The organism is Mesorhizobium sp. M0276 (genome assembly GCF_040321755.1).
GTDB lineage: Bacteria > Pseudomonadota > Alphaproteobacteria > Rhizobiales > Rhizobiaceae > Mesorhizobium.
Map to the genome: position 1 here is coordinate 23313 of NZ_JAMYSC010000053.1, position 17018 is coordinate 40330.

General features: G+C 61.3%; 17 protein-coding genes and 2 pseudogenes. 8 read left to right on the forward strand and 11 right to left on the reverse strand.

Features of this window, described 5'->3' with window-relative positions; genetic code table 11:
• Positions 1–2: 2 nt before the first annotated feature.
• Genes NKJ01_RS29400 through NKJ01_RS29415 form a run of 4 tightly spaced genes read right to left on the reverse strand, consistent with a single transcriptional unit; the run spans position 3 to position 4559 of the window.
• Positions 3–1103 (reverse strand): glycosyltransferase family 4 protein, encoded by a 1101-nt coding sequence (locus NKJ01_RS29400; RefSeq protein ID WP_352733496.1) that lies wholly within the window; start codon positions 1101–1103, stop codon positions 3–5.
• Positions 1088–2380: a TIGR04295 family B12-binding domain-containing radical SAM protein gene (locus NKJ01_RS29405; RefSeq protein WP_023758307.1), complete on the reverse strand. Its 1293-nt coding sequence runs from the start codon at positions 2378–2380 to the stop codon at positions 1088–1090. Before NKJ01_RS29405 ends, NKJ01_RS29400 begins: the two co-directional genes overlap by 16 nt.
• Entirely contained in the window at positions 2377–3456 is a 1080-nt protein-coding gene (locus NKJ01_RS29410; protein ID WP_352487389.1) for an NAD-dependent epimerase/dehydratase family protein, read from the reverse strand. The genes NKJ01_RS29405 and NKJ01_RS29410 overlap by 4 nt, the downstream gene beginning before the upstream one ends.
• Positions 3453–4559 carry an NAD-dependent epimerase/dehydratase family protein gene (locus NKJ01_RS29415; RefSeq protein WP_352487387.1) on the reverse strand — a complete coding sequence of 369 codons (1107 nt, stop codon included), beginning with the start codon at positions 4557–4559 and terminating at the stop codon, positions 3453–3455. The genes NKJ01_RS29410 and NKJ01_RS29415 overlap by 4 nt, the downstream gene beginning before the upstream one ends.
• A 249-nt stretch (positions 4560–4808) precedes the next feature.
• On the opposite strand from NKJ01_RS29415, the gene NKJ01_RS29420 reads away from it, so the two are divergent.
• Entirely contained in the window at positions 4809–5081 is a 273-nt protein-coding gene (locus NKJ01_RS29420; RefSeq protein WP_352487385.1) for a hypothetical protein, read from the forward strand.
• 70 nt (positions 5082–5151) lie between these two features.
• Here NKJ01_RS29420 and NKJ01_RS29425 read toward each other — a convergent pair.
• Positions 5152–7453, reverse strand: a pseudogene (locus NKJ01_RS29425) (FdhF/YdeP family oxidoreductase).
• A 205-nt stretch (positions 7454–7658) separates the two neighbouring features.
• On the opposite strand from NKJ01_RS29425, the gene NKJ01_RS29430 reads away from it, so the two are divergent.
• The 5 genes from NKJ01_RS29430 (at position 7659) to NKJ01_RS29450 (ending at position 10367) form a co-directional block, all read left to right on the forward strand.
• A complete protein-coding gene (locus NKJ01_RS29430; protein ID WP_352487382.1) occupies positions 7659–7874 on the forward strand; it encodes a hypothetical protein in 216 nt (71 codons plus the stop codon).
• A 261-nt stretch (positions 7875–8135) separates the two neighbouring features.
• Positions 8136–8435 carry a hypothetical protein gene (locus tag NKJ01_RS29435; protein ID WP_245266508.1) on the forward strand — a complete coding sequence of 100 codons (300 nt, stop codon included), beginning with the start codon at positions 8136–8138 and terminating at the stop codon, positions 8433–8435.
• Positions 8432–9652 (forward strand): NRAMP family divalent metal transporter, encoded by a 1221-nt coding sequence (locus NKJ01_RS29440; RefSeq protein ID WP_352487380.1) that lies wholly within the window; start codon positions 8432–8434, stop codon positions 9650–9652. Before NKJ01_RS29435 ends, NKJ01_RS29440 begins: the two co-directional genes overlap by 4 nt.
• Positions 9652–10014, forward strand: a complete 363-nt coding sequence (locus NKJ01_RS29445) for a hypothetical protein (protein WP_352487379.1) — start codon at positions 9652–9654, stop codon at positions 10012–10014. Before NKJ01_RS29440 ends, NKJ01_RS29445 begins: the two co-directional genes overlap by 1 nt.
• Entirely contained in the window at positions 10014–10367 is a 354-nt protein-coding gene (locus NKJ01_RS29450) for a hypothetical protein (RefSeq protein WP_352487378.1), read from the forward strand. Before NKJ01_RS29445 ends, NKJ01_RS29450 begins: the two co-directional genes overlap by 1 nt.
• Positions 10368–11375: 1008 nt before the next feature.
• Here the strand turns inward: NKJ01_RS29450 and NKJ01_RS29460 are convergent.
• The 3 genes and pseudogenes from NKJ01_RS29460 to NKJ01_RS29470 form a co-directional block, all read right to left on the reverse strand.
• Complete coding sequence (locus NKJ01_RS29460; protein ID WP_023758318.1) at positions 11376–11699, reverse strand: hypothetical protein; 324 nt, start codon at positions 11697–11699, stop codon at positions 11376–11378.
• 72 nt (positions 11700–11771) lie between these two features.
• The gene (locus tag NKJ01_RS29465) at positions 11772–12053 is read right to left on the reverse strand and encodes a hypothetical protein (RefSeq protein ID WP_352487376.1); all 282 of its coding nucleotides are present in this window, start codon (positions 12051–12053) and stop codon (positions 11772–11774) included.
• Between the two features lie 122 nt (positions 12054–12175).
• Positions 12176–12767, reverse strand: a pseudogene (locus NKJ01_RS29470) (cytochrome c oxidase assembly protein).
• Between the two features lie 442 nt (positions 12768–13209).
• On the opposite strand from NKJ01_RS29470, the gene NKJ01_RS29475 reads away from it, so the two are divergent.
• Entirely contained in the window at positions 13210–13539 is a 330-nt protein-coding gene (locus NKJ01_RS29475; protein WP_023758321.1) for a hypothetical protein, read from the forward strand.
• 19 nt (positions 13540–13558) lie between these two features.
• Here NKJ01_RS29475 and NKJ01_RS29480 read toward each other — a convergent pair whose 3' ends face one another.
• Complete coding sequence (locus tag NKJ01_RS29480; RefSeq protein ID WP_023758322.1) at positions 13559–15304, reverse strand: thiamine pyrophosphate-dependent enzyme; 1746 nt, start codon at positions 15302–15304, stop codon at positions 13559–13561.
• Positions 15305–15645: 341 nt separating this feature from the next.
• On the opposite strand from NKJ01_RS29480, the gene NKJ01_RS29485 reads away from it, so the two are divergent.
• A complete protein-coding gene (locus tag NKJ01_RS29485) occupies positions 15646–15873 on the forward strand; it encodes a hypothetical protein (RefSeq protein ID WP_031259852.1) in 228 nt (75 codons plus the stop codon).
• 88 nt (positions 15874–15961) lie between these two features.
• Here the strand turns inward: NKJ01_RS29485 and NKJ01_RS29490 are convergent, their stop codons facing one another.
• Both NKJ01_RS29490 and NKJ01_RS29495 read right to left on the reverse strand, forming a co-directional pair.
• Complete coding sequence (locus tag NKJ01_RS29490; protein ID WP_352487374.1) at positions 15962–16405, reverse strand: hypothetical protein; 444 nt, start codon at positions 16403–16405, stop codon at positions 15962–15964.
• A 196-nt stretch (positions 16406–16601) separates the two neighbouring features.
• Complete coding sequence (locus NKJ01_RS29495; protein WP_352487372.1) at positions 16602–16730, reverse strand: hypothetical protein; 129 nt, start codon at positions 16728–16730, stop codon at positions 16602–16604.
• Positions 16731–17018: the final 288 nt, after the last annotated feature.

A 17018-nucleotide genomic window follows, 5' to 3' on the forward strand; every position in this document is an offset into this window, starting at 1 on the left:
CGTCAATGTTCCGCCACGGATAGAGCCGAGCGGCCGTAGATGTCGCGCATGGCGGCGGCTTGTTTTGCAAGCGAGAACCTGCGGGCACGGCGTGCAGCGGCCTGGCCGAGCCGTTTCCTATGTTGATCGTCGCAACACAGACCGTCGACACATTTGGCGAGGTCATGCGGATCGCTGGCATTGTAGAACAGTGCCGCCCCGTCCCATAATTCGCGATAGGTAGGAATATCCGCCAGCACGAGCGGTGTTGCCGATGTTGCAGCCTCCAGAGCGGCAAGCCCGAAAGGTTCGTAAACCGACGGCGACACGAAGACGGCGGCTCGCGCCATCAGCAAACGGACTTCCTGATGTCCGATCGAACCCAGGGCTGCAACGTTGCTGAAATGGGCTACTTGCCCATCGGGACCGTGAACGGACCCGGCAGCAAAAACGGGCCAGCGGATCAGCGATGCCGCGTGGTCGAGGGTGACTGAATTCTTGCCTTCATCCCACCAGCGCGCGGCGGCGAAGACAACGGCTTCCCGCCTCGCGGCCACCGGGCCGGGCCGGGTGCCGTTGTTGACGACGCTGAGGCCGGGAATTGGTCCGTAGCAGGCTTCAAGCATGGCGGCATGGCTTCGGCTGGGCGCAATCACCGCGTTCGCGCGATCGAAACCGGTTCTGTTGCGGTCCCTCTGCCAGGTCCATTCGCCGCCGGCATCCTGTGCCTTCACCGCACGCAGCCATGTCACCACACATGAATGCGACACCGCCACGACCGGGCAGGGGAGATCGAGCCCTACTGCCTGTGCCGGCGCGTTGAGGTGGGCGAGATCGATGGCGTAGTCACGAACGAGGGCGCACAGCTCCTGTGGCAGCCCGTCCAGGTCGGGCTCGTTGCGGGTCATCCAATCTGGCGGAGTCTCGAGCCATACCAGCTCCGCGACGGTGTCGGCTTCCTCGACCTGCTCGGCGGATGGCTTGGGGCCAAGCCCGGCAAGAACGACACTATCGCCGCCGGTGATCAGTTCACGCGTCAGGTCGAGCGCATAACGCCAGACGCCGCCGACGGCGTCGACCGTCATTAGGATGCGTCGCTGGCGCGGGATCAGTGACTGCAACATGCGGCCTCCAATTCGGTTAGCGCACGAGGATGCTTTTCCTGGATGTCGCTAAAGGTGCCGAACGAGGCGAGATAATGCTCGTGCGCGCGCTCCCAGGCTAAGTCGTCGGGGTCACCCCAGAGCTCGCGATAGCTCGGTGAACTGGGATAGGGATAGAGCGGCACCGGTTCGTTTGCCCAGACGCCGCGGTCGATGAGATGCTTTCGCCAATATTCGACCAGAGCCGGATCATCTTCGACTGATCCGATGAGATTGGCTTGAACGAAGGGGACATGACGCCGCGCGTCGACAAGCAATGCGGCCAATTCCTCGGTTCCCAGCCGGCAGCGCTTCGCCAGCATGGCGCGTCCTTCCATCGTCAGGCTTTCGAGCCCTGCCTCGATCGAGACACAACCAGCGGCGCCAAGCAGCTCCAGGAGCTCGGGTTTCCAAAGATCGATGCGGGTCTGGACACCGAATTTGACATCGCGATCCACAAGCGCTTCCAGCAGCGCCTTCTGCGGGAGGAAAATCTCATCGATGAAGTAGATATAGCCAACACCCTGAGCGATCAGCCGATCAATTTCCGCCGTCACTGCATCGTGGTTCCTGCGCCGATACGCATCGCGGAAATCGATCTTGGCGCAGAAGCTGCAATTGTAGGGGCAACCGCGCGAAGCCTCGACTTCGGCACCTAAACCAAACTGCTTCTCATCGAAGCGATGATGGTGATGAGTATGGCCGGCGAGCCAGTCGGACGGCCATTCGAGCGGGGCATGGTGGACAAAGGGGCTGGCGTGGACGAGGCCGTCGCCGGCAAGTTCACCATTTTGCAGATATGCGGTGTACGCAACCGCGCTCCAGTCGTCGCGTCGGCCAAGTTCCGCGACGACCTCCTCGCATTCGCCGCGCACGACGATATCGGCCCCAAGCTTGCGCAGCGTTGGTGCCGGTGTCGCCGAGCCATGCGGGCCGACCGCGACGGTGCGGCCGCCACGGCCGGCGAGACGGTTGAGGAAATCGGCCGGCACGCGCAACTCAGGTGGGGCGCAACGCCAGAACAGATAAGTCGGCGCGGTGCTGATCACGGTCATGGCCGGCCCGAAGTCAGCGACACGCGCGGCAAGCTGGCTGTTGTCCTGCTGCTGGATTTGGCCGTCCAGCATCAGCACGTCGTGGCCATCGGCCTCAAGCATCGCTTTCGAATAGCCCAGTTCGAGCGGCAAGTGCGGCTGACGGCAGCCGAAGTAGATGCTCTCCTCATAGGTCCAGAACGGATTGACAAGGGCTACTCTCATGCCACGCACCTCGCTGGCTCAGGCTGCGGTTCGAGGCGATTGCGCCGCAGCCAATCGGCGAGATGGCGGACCCCTTCGCGCCAGGAGACCGCCGCTTTCCAGCCGAGCGTCATTTCGATCCGACGTGTGTCGGCAACGAAGAACGGCTGGTCGCCGGTGCGTTCGCGCTCATAGCGGATCGAGACGTCGCGGCCGGTGATGCCGTTGATCTCCTCCAGAAGCATGTGCAGGCTGATCGCGTTTTTTGGTCCGCCACCGAGATTGAATGCCTGTCCGCTGGCCTCCTCAATCCGGGCAAGTGCCGCGCGATAGGCCGCAACGGCATCGGAAACATGAAGAATGTCGCGCACCTGGTTGCCGTTGCCGTAGATCGTGATGGGGCGGCCGGACAAGGCGCTGAGCAGAAAATGCGCCACCCAGCCCTGATCCTCAGTGCCGAACTGATGCGGCCCATAGATGCAACTCATCCGCAGCACAACGGTCGGCAGCCCGTAGGATTTGGCATAATCGAGCACGTATTGATCGGCCGCGCCTTTGGAGCAGCCATAGGGTGTGCAGAAATCCAGGCCGCGGTCCTCGCCGATGCCGTTGGCACGGATAGCGGGATCACTGGGCACCCAACGGTTATCCTCCTCGAACACCGCGATGTCGGGGAGCCCGCCATAAACCTTGTTGGTGCTGGCGAAGATCACCGGGATGCATCGGTCGCTTCGACGGGCGGCTTCGAGAACGTTGAATGTTCCCCGAAGATTTATGTCGAAGTCTTCGCTCGGCTGCACGAGGCTCGTGGTCACGGCCGTCTGCGCGGCAAGATGGAATACAGCCGCCGAATTCGCCACAAGCGGCAGCAAGGCGTCCGCGTCCCGGACGTCGACGGTTTCCACGGCGATGCGATTGCCATGCTTCTGCTTCAGCCATGCCAGGTTCTGTTCGACACCGGGGCGACTGAAATTGTCGATGATCAGAACCGGGGTCGCGTCGGACAGCAGGCTGTCGGCGAGGTTCGAGCCGATGAAGCCGCTGCCGCCGACAATCGCGACGTGGGCTTCGCGAGGGTTGCGCAAGTCGGACGTCATGATACCAGCCCCCGCTCTTCCAGTTCGCGTCTCATGTCGGCGCCGCGGTCGATTGCGACCGTGCCGCGCACCCATGCGACAAACTCATCCAGGGAATCCTCCAGCTGCAGCCGTGGTTCAAAGCCGAGCAGATCGCGTGCTTTCGAGATGTCAGCAAAGCAGTTTCGAATGTCGCCCGAGCGTGCCTTGCCAAGGATTTCCGGCGAGCGCTCCGGCACATCCATCGCATCGGCCAGCAGCCGGGCGACCTCGCTGACGGCATAGGCGCGCCCGCTGCCGACATTGATGACATGGCCGCGCGCCTGGCGTTGTTCCAGCGCGAGCCGAAAGGCGCGGGCGACATCGCGCACATGCACGAAGTCGCGCTTCTGCTCGCCATCTTCGAATATCATCGGCCGTTGGCCATTGGCCAGCCGCGAGGCAAAATTGGCGAGTACCCCGGTGTAGGGATTTGACAGCGCCTGCCCGGCGCCGAAGACATTGAACAGGCGCAACGCCACCGCATCGATGTCATAGGCTTCGCCGAAGATCAGCACCGCGCGTTCCTGCGCGTATTTGGTCAGGGCGTAGATCGAGGCGAGGTCGACCGGTTTTTCCTCGTCCGTCGGCAGCGGCGACAGGACGTCGCCCTCCGCCGACAAGGGATTCCATTGCCCGTTCCTGACGCCTTCCGGCCGCCGCCGCGCATTGCCGACGCGCCGGCCGTCCGGCGACGCATAGAGACCCTCGCCGTAGACGCTCATGGACGAAGCGACGACGATCCGTTGGACCGGGTGTCTGATCAGTGCTTCGAGCAGGACAGCGGTGCCGAGATCGTTGGTGCCGACATAGCGGGCGATCTCATACATCGACTGACCGACACCAACTTCAGCTGCTAGATGAATGACGGCATCGACGCCCTGCAGCGCACCAGCGAGCGCATCACGGTCGCGCACGTCGCCCCTGATCAGCTCGGCTCCGGCCGGAATGCTTACCGCTTCCCCGCCATGCACCTGGTCCAGCAGCGCGTCGAAAATACAAACTGCGTAATCGTGCTCAATGAGTTCTTGGGCGACATGTCGGCCGATAAAGCCACAGCCGCCGGTGACCAATATGCGTCTCACGACAACTCCTCACGCAAACCCGCCTTGGCGTTCCGAACTTTTTCGCAAAAGCTTTGTTCCCTGAGCATCAACAAAGATCGATCCGCGGTGCCCAAGCGCACGCTGGAACATTGCAGGCTCTTCGATGTTAGAGCCCAGCGATCGGCCCGTTACGGCGCGCCACCAATCATCCGATCATCGGGATTGATGGTGTGAAAATCGGCGAGGGAAGGCCCGGTTGCTAACCTTGGGAACCGAACGGAGATTTCAATGTCACAAGCAAGGACGACGACCGATCATGACGAAATCCGCCAATGGGTCAGCGACAGAGGCGGCCGCCCTGCCGTGATACGCACCTCGGGCAAGGGCGGTATCCTGCGGATTGACTTTGGCGAGCCGGAGGAAACGCTGGAGCCCATCGAATGGGAGGAGTTCTTCCGCATTTTCGACGAGAATGATCTGGCCTTCCTTTTCCAGGAAGAAACCGGCGGCGGTAACGCCAGCCGTTTCAACAAGTTCATCGAACGCAGCCAGAGCGCCTGACGGCTCGTGTCTAGTGCCGACTGCTGAACGAGACCTCGCGCTGCTCAAAGTGTCGCCCGGCTTGGATGCCTCAAGAAACAATCCGCACCGGTACCGACTTTCCGGCTGGGACATGAGCCTTCTTGGCCCGGTGCCAGAGCGGGACCAGTGGGTTGAGTTCCGGATAGTAGCCGGCGCAATTGCCCTCGGGAATCGAATAAGGCGTAACGCGCAGGCCGTGAACGCGCCGCTCTACACCATCATGGGCATGGGTTTCGAGAGTGATATCCTGGCCCGCGCGCAGGCCGAAACGCCGGATGTCCGCCTCGTTCATCAACAGCACCATGCGCGTGCCATGGATGCCGCGCAATCTGTCGCTGTAGCCATAGACGGTGGTGTTGAACTGGTCATTGGAACGCACGGTGATCAGCGTCAGCACCCGATCGCCGGAAAGGTCGATGTCGGGATTTGCCTCGAGCATGGTCGGTAACTTGAAATTGGCCTTCTTGTTGGGCGTCTCCCACACGCGCTTCGACGCCTTGATGTCGCGATGGAAGCCGCCCGGGGTGAGAAACCGCTTGTTGAAGTCGCGAAAATGCTGGGGGTAGCACCGCTCGATCTCATCACGGATACGGGAATAATCGGCAACCCATTGGTCCCAGGGAATTGAACTCTTGCCGGGCACCGTAGCCATGGCGAGTTCCGCAACGATCTTCGGTTCCGAGAGCAGATTTGGCGAAGCAGGGGGCCGCGAGCCAAAGGAGCCGTGTATGCAGGCGGTCGAATCTTCGACCGAAACCGTCTGGTCACCGCTCGCCTCGCGATCTCGTTCGAGCCGTGACAGGCAGGGCAGCAGATAGGTAACCGCCCCCGGAAAGAGATGGCTGCGGTTAAGCTTGGTCGCGATCTCGACATGCAGGCTGAGTCGACGCCAATGCTTTTCGATCAGGCCGGTCTCGGGCACAGCACGGACGAAATTGCCACCCAGAGCGATAAAGCCCTTCACCGATCCGCCGATGACGCCCTCGCAGGTCTCCACGGTGTCGAGGCCTTTCTGGCGCGGTGGCTGGAAGCCATAGAACTCGGCGAGCTTGTCCAGTGGAGCGAGTTCGGGTTTCTCGGTTATGCCGACCGTGCGCTGGCCCTGGACATTGGAATGGCCGCGCAGGGGCGAGATGCCGGCGCCGGGTTTTCCGATATTGCCGCGCATCAGCAGCAGGTTGCACAGCATCTGGACGTTCTCGGTGCCATGCCTGTGTTGCGTCAGGCCCATGCCGTAATTGCCGATCACCGCCTTCGAAAGACTGTAGACTTCTGCGACATGCTCCAGATCGGCCCGCGCAATGCCTGACCGGCCGACAATCTCATCCCAGCGGGCGGCGCGCAGATAGGCTTCGAAATCGGCGAAGCCATGCGTATGTTCGGTGATGAAATCGACATCCAGGAGCCGCTGATTGCCGCGTTCACGCGCAGCGTCGTCGAGCGCCAGCAGAGCCTTTGCAATGCCGGTCATGGCTGCAATGTCGCCGCCGCCGCGGATTTGAAAGAAGTCGCTGGACATCTTGGTTCCCGGGCCGGGTGACAGCATGTCGACGGGATTTTGCGGGTTCTTGAACCGTTTTAGTCCCCTTTCCGGTAAAGGATTGAAGGTGAACACCGGCACCTGGCGTCGACGTGCCTCCTGCAATGGATGCAGCAGCCGAGGCGCGGTTACGCCGGTGTTGTGGCCGAAGAAGAACATCATGTCGCATTTCGCGAAGTCGTCGAGTTGTACGGTGCCCACAGGGGAGCCGATAGACTCCGGCAAACCCACCGAAGTGGATTCGTGGCACATGTTGGAAGAGTCCGGCAGGTTGGATGAACCGTAGATTCGCGCGAAGAGCTGATACATGAAGGAAGCCTCCAGCGAGGCTCGACCGGAGGTGTAGAAGACGACCGATTTCGGATCGAGTCGCCGCAGCTCTGTGGCGATCTCACGGAACGCACGATCCCAAGCAACCGGCTCATAGCGGTCGCTGACGGGATTATACCGGAGCGGATCGGTAAGCCTGCCCTGCTTTTCCAGATCGTGATCAGGCCAGTCGAGCAGCTCCGTCACTTTGTGCTCTGCGAAGAAAGAAGGTTCGCAACGCAGCTTCGTCTGATCCCACATCGTTGCCTTGGCGCCGTTTTCGCAGAATTCGAAAGGCCTTGGCTGGGCCGGTTTTGGCCCACGAGCAGGAAACACACATATAACCGTCCGCCTTGTTCTGCTTGAGCAGCGTGCTCCATATCCCTGAAAGCAAAAGGCCTTCGCCGCGCGCCTTGCGAACCAGGGACCGAAGCGACCCCCAGCCGCCGGTTGGATGGTCATATTTCTTTATCTCAATGTGATCGGTTACGGCGGGTTTCATGCCAGTCATCCTTGCACGAAGACTAAACAAACCCGACCCGCGACCAATTGTTCCCGCTGGCTCTGCGAAGCCGCAACCTCTTTCGAGCAGAGCCTTGAATGGCGATGTCTCGGAGCGCATGCGACGCGCGGCAGGCGCCGTCGTGGGAACATTTCCTTTGGTCAGCGATTGAAACACGACGCTGAGCACGACCGGAGCGGACGCGATGGGCATCTTGTCAGATATAGACAGAAAGCTGTCGGATAACCTTTACGAGTACGAGACCAGTCTCAGCGATCCTGCAGGGGATCTCCCCAAGGAGGTCGAGGAGAAGGTCGAACTGCTGATGCCGTTCGTCCAGCCTGACGCTCGCGAATTGGTCCGGGCGCAAATCCTGGGCCTCATTCACGAATATAGGAAGGGCGAGGCCGCGTCGCGCTAGGTGCCGGTCGCTGGATGGGTCGATGACATGAATACCGGGCGATCCAACATACCAGACTCGCAGTTGTCTCGCGCCGGGGAGGGCAATCGTGTTGCAGCAACGCGAGAAATGCATGAGGTATATTCCGCCGGTAAATTCCAAGGTCGACTTCGCTCTCTATGCGTTATGTTGATTGCTACGACGTTGACCGCATGCACGTCTTCGACAGACCAGGTATACCAGCAGTCGAGAACTGCGGCCTCCGCCGCACAGACGGCATCGATGGTCTTGGAAGCCTGGCTTGCTGGAGCGGCACCCCGGAACTACACGTCGCTGACATTGCAATCCGTCAGCCACATCTGGTCCGATGCCGAAGCGCAAATCCGATCGGCCGGTTCACCGGAGGGCTCCGACCGAGCGGAGCTCATCAAGGCTATCGAGCAGCTGTCGTCGGCGGCAGCAAGAGCGCAGACAGGATTACGGGATCGTGACCGCGGCAAGGTTGAACAAGCGGAGCGGGACCTGCGAAGAGCCGCCACGACGCTGGGCGCCTACGCCAAATCCTCGGCGCCGCAACAATGAAAAAGCTGCTCGAAATAGCGTTGGGTATCGTCACCAGCATTGGCGGTTTTCTCGAGATCGGCTCGATGGCTACGGCGGCTCAGGCCGGTGCGGCATTCCATTTCCAGCTGGTCTGGGCGGTAGTTCTGGGGACGATCTGCATCATCTTTCTCGTCGAGATGGCGGGTCGGTTCGCCGCGATAAGCCATCACACCATCGCCGATGGAATTCGCGAGCGATTTGGCTTCAACGTCTTCCTATGGCCGCTGCTCGCGATCTTGCTGATCAACTTCATGGTCATGTCGGCAGAGATCGGCGGCGTCGCCATTGCACTCGAACTCACCACCGGGATCGGTTTCCAGTGGTGGGCGCTGCTGGTGGCATTGCTGGCGTGGTTGTTTCTCTGGAAAGGGACGTTCGGCCTTATCGAAAAAGGTGTTTCGATGCTCGGTCTGGTCACACTGTGCTTTGTGGCCGGCGCCGTGATGCTCAAGCCCGACTGGGGTCAGGTCGCGGCGGGCGCGGTTCCCACCCTGCCGGCTCATGACCGGGCCAATTACTGGTTCATGGCCGTCAGTATTCTTGGAGCGTCGATCTCGCCCTATCTGTTCATGTTCTACTCGTCGGGCGCCATCGAGGACCAGTGGGACAGAAGTTATCTCGGTGCCAATCGCGCTATTGCGTCCCTTGGAATGACCTTTGGCGGCACGATCTCCATCGGTGTGCTGATCGTTGCCGCTCTCGTGCTTCCCGCCCACGGCATTGACCAGGTGGACGACTACCATCAATTGCCGCTGATGCTGATCCCGGTATTCGGCTTCTGGGGGTTTGTCCTGTTTGTCGCTTCGCTAGGCATTGCCTGCTTCGGGGCCGCGCTCGAGGTCGGGCTGCAGCAAGCCTATCTCGTGGCTCAGGGCTTCGGCTGGACATGGGGCGAGGACCAGAAGCCGCGCGACAATCCAGGCTTCAGCACGGTTTACACGTTGTCGTTGTTCCTCAGCGCCTTGCCGATCGCTTTTGGCCTCGATCCGTTGAAGCTGACGATCTTCTCCATGGCTTTGACGGCTGCCAGCCTGCCGTTGAGCGTGATTCCCTTCCTCTTCCTGTTGAACGATGAACGTTACGTGGGCAAGCATCGCAATGGGATGATCTCGAACGCGGCGGTCGTCTTCATCATAGCACTTGGTTTCGTGCTGGCGGTCGTGACCATCCCATTGCAGATATTCGGAGGCACGTGATGGATCTGGTGCGCGACATTCTGGACAAGCAAGTGGTCGACCGCGAGCAGGTCAAGATCGGCAAAGTCGATGGGCTGGTGGCCGAACTGAGGCCGGGCAAGCCGCCCAGAGTGGCTGCGATCGAACTTGGGTCCATCACCCTGGCGCGTCGGCTTGGTCCGCGGCCCGGCCGCTGGATGGCGCGATTGGCGGCAAAGCTGGGCGGCAAGGACCATGGCGAGCCGCATCGGATCGCCTGGAACAAGGTGCGCGACATTGGCGTCGATATCGAGTTCGACATCGATGTGCGCGAGACGGCAATCTTCGATTGGCAGAACTGGCTGCGGGACCACGTCATTGGCCGCATCCCGGGAGCGGGCTGATGACGACCGTCAATCTCGAACAGCTTGCCGGGCGACGCGTGCTTTCGCAGCGCGGGGAGAGCGTCGGCTATATCGAGGAGATATGCGCCGAACAGGATGGGGACGATCTCGTGATTATCGAGTTCCATGTCGGTATCTATGCCGCATTCGAGCGTCTCTCCGCTTCAGCGATAGGCGCTGCGGTTCTCGACCTGTTCCGGCTACGCCGCGGCGGCGGCTTTTATCGCATTCCCTGGGACAAGATCGACATCTCCGATCCTGCACGGCCCAGGCTGCTATGTTCAAAAAAAGACCTTTCCCGAATGGAAGGCGGCCGCAAACATCCGCAGGGTAAAGGCCAGACCAGAACCTGACAAAAGAGAGCTTGAAAGCCAGGGCGTGGAAGATTTGTCCGATGTCGCTAAATGGCCGTGCTGCTTTCGCTTGTCGAGAGTCTGATAGCCGAAATTCGGCCGCGCCTAAGCCGATCCCCGCGTCGCGCTGAGCCTTCGTTGGATGCAACTGTCGCAAAGTGATGACGGTCTTTGCGTCGCTCTGTTCGTCGAACGTGATGGTGGTGCGGAACAGGCCAGGATCGTTGTCTTGTCGGCGCCGTGATTGAACTCGATCAAGTGCGGCCTCTCGATGCGCCGGAATTGCACACGGCTCGTATATCGCTTGCCGTCGGGCGCGGGTCTCGAACCGCCATTCGCCGCTGACGCGAATATCTATCGATTTCGTATTAATCTTGACCCGGCCGGGCCGAACCACTGGGCAAGATGGCGCGGATCAGCCCATGCGGAGAAACCAGCTCTCGTGGCGCGTTGATCACGCGCGAGAGGACGATCTCTCGATCAAGCGCCCAAGCGGACAGAGGCGATTCATTTTGACGCGTTTGCGGGGGCATTGGCTTTCCTCTTCCTTCAGTTTCTCTACCTACCCAGTCGATCCAGCCGGTGCTCCCAGATCTCCCTTTGAGCCGCCAACCAAACCTCGATGGTTGCGAGAGCTTCCGTATGCAACGAGCACGTCCTGACGCGCCCGTTCTTTTCGGACGTAACGAGGCCGCTGCTCGCTAGAATGCCGATGGGTGCTTCATCAGGCTCGGCAGCGCCATTTCGAACGGCTTCGCCAGTTCTCCGACAGACGCCTCACCCTCACATAGCCGCATGACTATCGCCCCTACGGATCGCGTCGGAGAGGGCTCCGAAAATGTGGTCGAGTTGCATCGATTGGTTAGCCATGAAGCTAATTATAGCGGGGGCAAACCGTCAATGAATGTTAGCCAGAAAGCTAATGAAAAACTTGAGAGCATGCGTCGTCAATCGAGTTCGCGAACGCATGAACCGAGAGCGCATCGGGCCGGTTTATCAGTTCACGCCTTAGCGAAGAATGGCGGCGAGTATGAAGACCGCAGCTGCCACGAGCACGGCTATGGCAATCACCAAGACGGGCCAGTTGTTGCCGGGCCGTATGTCGGCTCGGTTCTCCATCGGCCGCATCGCATTGGCAAAGCTTGCTTGGTTCTTGAACCGCGACTGTCGTTTGGGAGATGGTTGCCCGGCGTCATTGGGCGTATCCGCCGCCTCAGCGTCGGTCCTGGACGGCGCGGCTGCTGGGTCGAACCCCGGCGTCTTGTCCAGCCCCGCTTCCGTCCAGGCATGGGCTGTCTTCGCCGCAGGTTTTCGGTCCGTGGATGTGGCCATGATCGCCTCCTTTGCAGGCAGAACTTCTGTCTGGCTCGGAAGGTTCCAATCTATTGGATAACCCGCGGCGGCCTAGATTCCCGGACAAAATCGCCGGAACATGCTTCTGGCCGGGGCGTTGAACCTCATGACACGAAATGAGCCGAAGAGGGGCGGCGTCGCCATCGAAAGGTCAGTCGAATGTACCCCTTTGCTTTTCTGCATGAATTGGCCGCCGCCAGAGGCGATGGCCTTCGGCCCGAACTTGTCCGCCTGATGAAAGCGCGCGCAGTGCTCACAGCGCCGGGAATTGCACAGCTCCGGGAAAGGCGCGGGGACGATTTCGAACAGGCGGGGCCAAATCCCGTCGGACATGCCGGGACCGCGCTCCCGGACGCGGTTTTGCGTTTTCCCGGCCGGGCCGGCGCGGAACCGCGAGCGAAACGCCGTCGCGGCTGCGAGCCATAATCGCCTGCGGATGGATTCAGGTGATGGATTCAAATGAGGCGTAGGCCGTTCGAAGCCTGTCGCCGCCCACTTGCGACTTGCTGATCCTCGAGCGGGCTGAGGTCCCACAGCTTCGAGCCGATGGCATTTTCCGGATACCAGAGCCTCGGCGAGACCAGGAGCAACACCCCGAGCAGGCTGGTGTGCGCAGAGGTGAAGAAAAGATGCATGACGGCCCTGCCACAGGCTTGTTCGTGGCCGGGCCGAGGCAGCAGCACCCACCAGAACAGGAGCCCGGTGCCGAGGAAGCTGGCGTGCTGCATAGTGCAAGGGGCCCTGTTGGAGGGCAGCCTCGAACAATGCCGGCACGTGCCATGCCCATATCGCCGTTCCGTGCAGGATGGTGGCGACCACAGGGCGGCTGATGAATGCCCAGATCGCCCGAAGCATGCCTGCACGCGCGGCCACGCCGAGCCCCTGGCGCACCCGCATCGGCAACGCCCACATCATCGGCGCGGTCGGGCAGGAAGCGACCAGCAGAGGCGCAGCGACCGCCATCAGCAATTCGTGCTCGATCATGTGAGCGGCAAAGACGCGCCCGCCCAGGGCATGGATCGGACTTACCAGCGCCACCGCCAACACGGCCCAGCCGGCGGCAAACAGCAAACCCGCCGTGATCGCATGGGGCGACCGCGTCCGCTCCGCCGCCAAAGCCGGATGGCGCCCGCAGCGTAGAGCGACGCGGCTGCCGCGAGCGGCAACGTGATGGGAAGCGCCAGCTTCCAGCCGGCTTCGGGGGCGCCGCTGCCATAACAGATCGAAGTCGAGAAGAGCGCGTCGAAGCTCATCGCCCGCACCCGCCGGGGAACAGCACCGATGAAGTCTGATTGCGATCCGTCACGCGGGACATCCATTGAAGATGCTTCAACGCGCGAAAGGCCCGGAAGTGGCAGTAGCCGGCAGTAAAATTTATCTTCGATGTGCCGCGGCCGATCTGGGATATTTCGCTGTCAAAATCAGTATGCATGCGACGGAACCCGCGCACTGCAGAAATGTTTACCCGTCATGCAATCGGAGATGTGTCATGACCGAGGACGAAAACCGCTATGAAACCGGCGCGACCAAATACCCCGCCAAAGTCGGCGCGGATGCGGCGGATGAATTCTCCCAGGCTGCGGCCGGCAACAGGAAGCCTCCCGGTGGGATTGGGCTGACGCGGCGGATGGGCGAGATGGACGACAAGACGCGCCAGTCGGAAGGGCAAGACCCGCCAAGGAAAAGTGCGCCAAAGCAAGCCACCCCGAGCCCGGCAACCGAAAAGACGTCCGGCGCCGGCCCGGCCGTCGCCGAGCGCTCGAAGGACGCCAAGGCTCCCAAGGGCGGCCGGCAGCCAGGCGCTTACGTCAAGACGTGACTGGCGGCGCGGGACAGGGTCAGCCCATCATCGTCTTCAGGGGCTCCTGGGCAAGGTTCTTTTCTATCTCCTGTCGACCCGGCGTTTCTTTCAGCGCGGTGCGCATGTTCTTGCGGTATTGATCCGGCATGCGCGGCGGCAGCATAGGCTCGTAGGCGTCGACGACGGCCTCTATGATCACGGGGCCCACGGTGGCGAAAGCGGCATCAAGAACGCCTTCAATGTCCTCGGGCCGGGTGATGCTGTAGCCGATGCCGCCCATCGCCTCGGCGGCCAGGGCGAAATCGATCGGTTGGAGTTCGCAGGCAAATTGCGGGTTGCCGAGAAACATCATCTGCTCCCAGGCAATCTGGTTCAGCATGTTGTTCTTGATCACGAGGAGCTTGAGCGGAACCTTGTAGCGCACCGCCGTCGAAAATTCGCCAAGCTGCATGGCGAGCCCGCCGTCGCCAACCACTGCGAAGACTGGCCGGCCCGGGAAGGCTATCCCGCCGGCAATCGCATAGGGCAACCCACAGGCCATCGATGCGAGCGACCCGGAGACGGCGAAGTCCTGACCCGCCTTGATATCGATATGGCGGGCGGCAAGTTCGGTATTTTGGCCGGAGTCGGTTGCGAGGATGGCGTTGGCCGGCATGCGGTCGCCGAATGCCTTCACCACGCGTTGCGGCTTGAGCGGCACGTCGTCCTTGCCTTCAGCCTCCGCCATCATGCCGCGCCAGCGCCGCACACTCTGCCGGGCCTGTTCGAGAAATGACCTGTCTGTTTTCTGCTTCAATCTCTTGTTGAGCAATTGCAGCGTGACGGCGGCGTCGCCGACCAGGCCAGCCTCGACTGGATGGCGCAGGCCTATGCGCTGCGCATTGCGGTCGATCTGGATCCCGCGCGCCTTGCCGGGCTTGGGGTAGTATTCGATGTAGGGAAAGGTCGAGCCGACGATCAGCAGCGCCTCGCACTGCTCCATTATCTCCTGGGAGGCCAAGGTACCCAACATGCCTATGCCGCCGACGACGTTCGGATGATCATCCGGCAGCACGGCTTTGCCGAGCAGGGCCTTGGCGACGGGTGCGGCGAGCAGATCGGCGGTGCTCTCGAGTTCCGCCTTGGCATGCAGCGCGCCGCGTCCTGCGAGGATCGCCACTTTCGAGGCAGTGTTGAGAATGTCGGCCGCGAGATCGAGCTGGGCCTCGTCTGGTTGTTTGCTTCCTTCGAACCACCGGTCCGGCGTGTGCTTCGGCAGGTTGCGCATTGAGCGCTTCGCCGCTGTCTGCTCCTGGACATCGCTTGCTATCGACAGATGGGAAACGCCGCGTCCGGCAAGCGCGGAGCGGCAGGCCAGGCCGGCAACGCTTTCCATATGCGCCGCGTCGGCGACGTGGGCGTTAAAGACGGTCACGTCGTTGAAGACACGGGTCAGATTGACATCCTGCTGTGTGAAGGTCTCGATCAGATCATGGAACTGCATGCCGGTTATGGCCAGAACCGGCGCTTGATCGAGCTTTGCGTCGTAGAGGCCGGTGAGCAGGTGGGTGCCGCCCGGTCCGGAGGTGGCGAGACAGACACCGAGCTTGCCGGTCCATTTTGCATAGGCCGTCGCCATGAACGCCGCCGATTCCTCGTGCCGCACCTGAACAAAACGGATCTTGTCCTGTCTGGTGCGCAGCGCCTCCATGATCCCGTTGATGCCATCTCCCGGCAGGCCGAAGATCACGCGCACATCCCATGCGATCAGCGTGTCGACAAGTATCTCGGCGGTGTTGGGCATCGTAGCCTCCTCTGGTGTTGATGTGCTTGGCTTGGCCGGCGTTGCGGCGAACGGCACCTCGCTTCCAGCCTTTCGAACGCGCGGGCGTGGACATCTCGCGACCAGTGGCCGAACGGCGGACGGGCCGGGTTGTTCCATCGAAGCGGCAAAGCTGCCGCGCGAAAGCGCGGAACCGACACAGCATTTCGATGCAGCTTTCGCGAGGCAGTCCGGGGGAGTCCGATATCCGCAGTCGACAAAGCGCTTATTCGACGCCGTTCGGAACGATCCAGCCGCCTTGCCATTACCACCACCATTACCACCATGAGAAAAGGCCCGGGTCCGAACACCTTGAGGAAGCGATGACCGGACGCCGAACCCATGAGCAGCAAATCCGCATCATCGAAGAACGGGAGAACACCAAGAATGCCGGCAAGGATTTTGATGCGAAGGCAGACCTGAAGCGGTCGGCCGCGGAACGAGAAGCGTTGCGCAAGGGATCGGATATCAGGACCGACACATCTGACCTGGTCGATCCCGACGACCGCAATATCCTTCGCGGCAAAAATCAGGAGAGCGTCCACAATTAGAACCGTGCCGACGAATAAGCACGGTTCCTTGCAGATCACTGGATATAGCTGGAGCGTGAAAGCAGCGATCGGCGATCGGGCCGGAACCTTACCCGAACGGCATTCGTTCTTCGGTCGACGACTGCTCGTTCGCGCCGGTTGATACTGGCGCCAGACCCACCGTCGCGAGCCGAGAGCCGGCCTCGCGCCGGCAATCCAGCGACCGCCGATAGATCCGTTCGCGATGCCGGATACAAATGAAATCAAAGCAAACGAAAGCGAGAGCCGGCAGCAGCTCCTGCAGATGATGACGACGGAACATTTCGTGCTGGAGACCGCCAGGGCCGCCACCATCCAGGAGGCCAACCAGCGCGCCAACCTGTTCTTGACGTCGGTGTCGAGCACCACGATCGCCCTCGCGTTCGTGGCGCAGGTGACCAGGATGGGGCTGCCCTTCGTCCTGTTCAGCCTGACCATGCTGCCTTGCCTCTATTTCATCGGACTGGTGACCTTCGTCAGGGCCGTGCAGGTGGGCATCGAAGATATGGTCCATGCCCGTGGCATGGCACGCAAACCACGACGGGTGGCGATCAGCCTCGAACGCCGCCGGCCGCGCGGCTCTCCTCCAGCGCTGCTACTTCAAAGGTGGCGATCGTCTTCGGTGCGGGCAGGGTTGCCTTGGCCAAGGGAGGAAAGCCAAAAGGCGCGCGCTTGCCGCAACCGACATGCTCGCAGACCCGCTCGAAGGCCTACGCACGCGGGCCGAGGACGAATATCGCCAGCAGCACAATAAAAAGCACGGTGGCGATCACGACACCCCACTTGAGGACTTTTCTGGTGCCGCGCTGTTCATCGTCGCGAGATAAATTCTCCGCCATCGCAGAATTCCTACCGGTGAACTTCGATTAATCGAAACGTGGAGCGTCTAGGCCGGTTCCCCTGCCGCGTGCAAATGCCGTCGCCGTGCTCTTGGTGTTCCAAGCAAAACCAAGGCGATGGCTGTTTCGTCTGGCAAAGCGCACGCTTCACGCCGCGTCAAACTCGCAGACGTGATTTTCGATCCGCGCTGACGCACGCGGGACCGCTGTTCCTTCGGCAAGTCACCTCGGTTCATCGCTCATGGCGACAAGATTCCACAGCACGACCCGATCGACGCCTGCTGCTCA

Bases quoted from the DNA above. Each gene is read 5' to 3' on its own strand.
- NKJ01_RS29400 (WP_352733496.1), bottom strand. From the start codon at position 1,103: ATGTTGCAGTCACTGATCCCGCGCCAGCGACGCATCCTAATGACGGTC.
- NKJ01_RS29405 (WP_023758307.1), bottom strand. From the start codon at position 2,380: ATGAGAGTAGCCCTTGTCAATCCGTTCTGGACCTATGAGGAGAGCATC.
- NKJ01_RS29410 (WP_352487389.1), bottom strand. From the start codon at position 3,456: ATGACGTCCGACTTGCGCAACCCTCGCGAAGCCCACGTCGCGATTGTC.
- NKJ01_RS29420 (WP_352487385.1), top strand. From the start codon at position 4,809: ATGTCACAAGCAAGGACGACGACCGATCATGACGAAATCCGCCAATGG.
- NKJ01_RS29430 (WP_352487382.1), top strand. From the start codon at position 7,659: ATGGGCATCTTGTCAGATATAGACAGAAAGCTGTCGGATAACCTTTAC.
- NKJ01_RS29435 (WP_245266508.1), top strand. From the start codon at position 8,136: ATGGTCTTGGAAGCCTGGCTTGCTGGAGCGGCACCCCGGAACTACACG.
- NKJ01_RS29440 (WP_352487380.1), top strand. From the start codon at position 8,432: ATGAAAAAGCTGCTCGAAATAGCGTTGGGTATCGTCACCAGCATTGGC.
- NKJ01_RS29445 (WP_352487379.1), top strand. From the start codon at position 9,652: ATGGATCTGGTGCGCGACATTCTGGACAAGCAAGTGGTCGACCGCGAG.
- NKJ01_RS29450 (WP_352487378.1), top strand. From the start codon at position 10,014: ATGACGACCGTCAATCTCGAACAGCTTGCCGGGCGACGCGTGCTTTCG.
- NKJ01_RS29460 (WP_023758318.1), bottom strand. From the start codon at position 11,699: ATGGCCACATCCACGGACCGAAAACCTGCGGCGAAGACAGCCCATGCC.
- NKJ01_RS29465 (WP_352487376.1), bottom strand. From the start codon at position 12,053: ATGTCCGACGGGATTTGGCCCCGCCTGTTCGAAATCGTCCCCGCGCCT.
- NKJ01_RS29475 (WP_023758321.1), top strand. From the start codon at position 13,210: ATGACCGAGGACGAAAACCGCTATGAAACCGGCGCGACCAAATACCCC.
- NKJ01_RS29480 (WP_023758322.1), bottom strand. From the start codon at position 15,304: ATGCCCAACACCGCCGAGATACTTGTCGACACGCTGATCGCATGGGAT.
- NKJ01_RS29485 (WP_031259852.1), top strand. From the start codon at position 15,646: ATGACCGGACGCCGAACCCATGAGCAGCAAATCCGCATCATCGAAGAA.
- NKJ01_RS29490 (WP_352487374.1), bottom strand. From the start codon at position 16,405: ATGGACCATATCTTCGATGCCCACCTGCACGGCCCTGACGAAGGTCAC.
- NKJ01_RS29495 (WP_352487372.1), bottom strand. From the start codon at position 16,730: ATGGCGGAGAATTTATCTCGCGACGATGAACAGCGCGGCACCAGAAAA.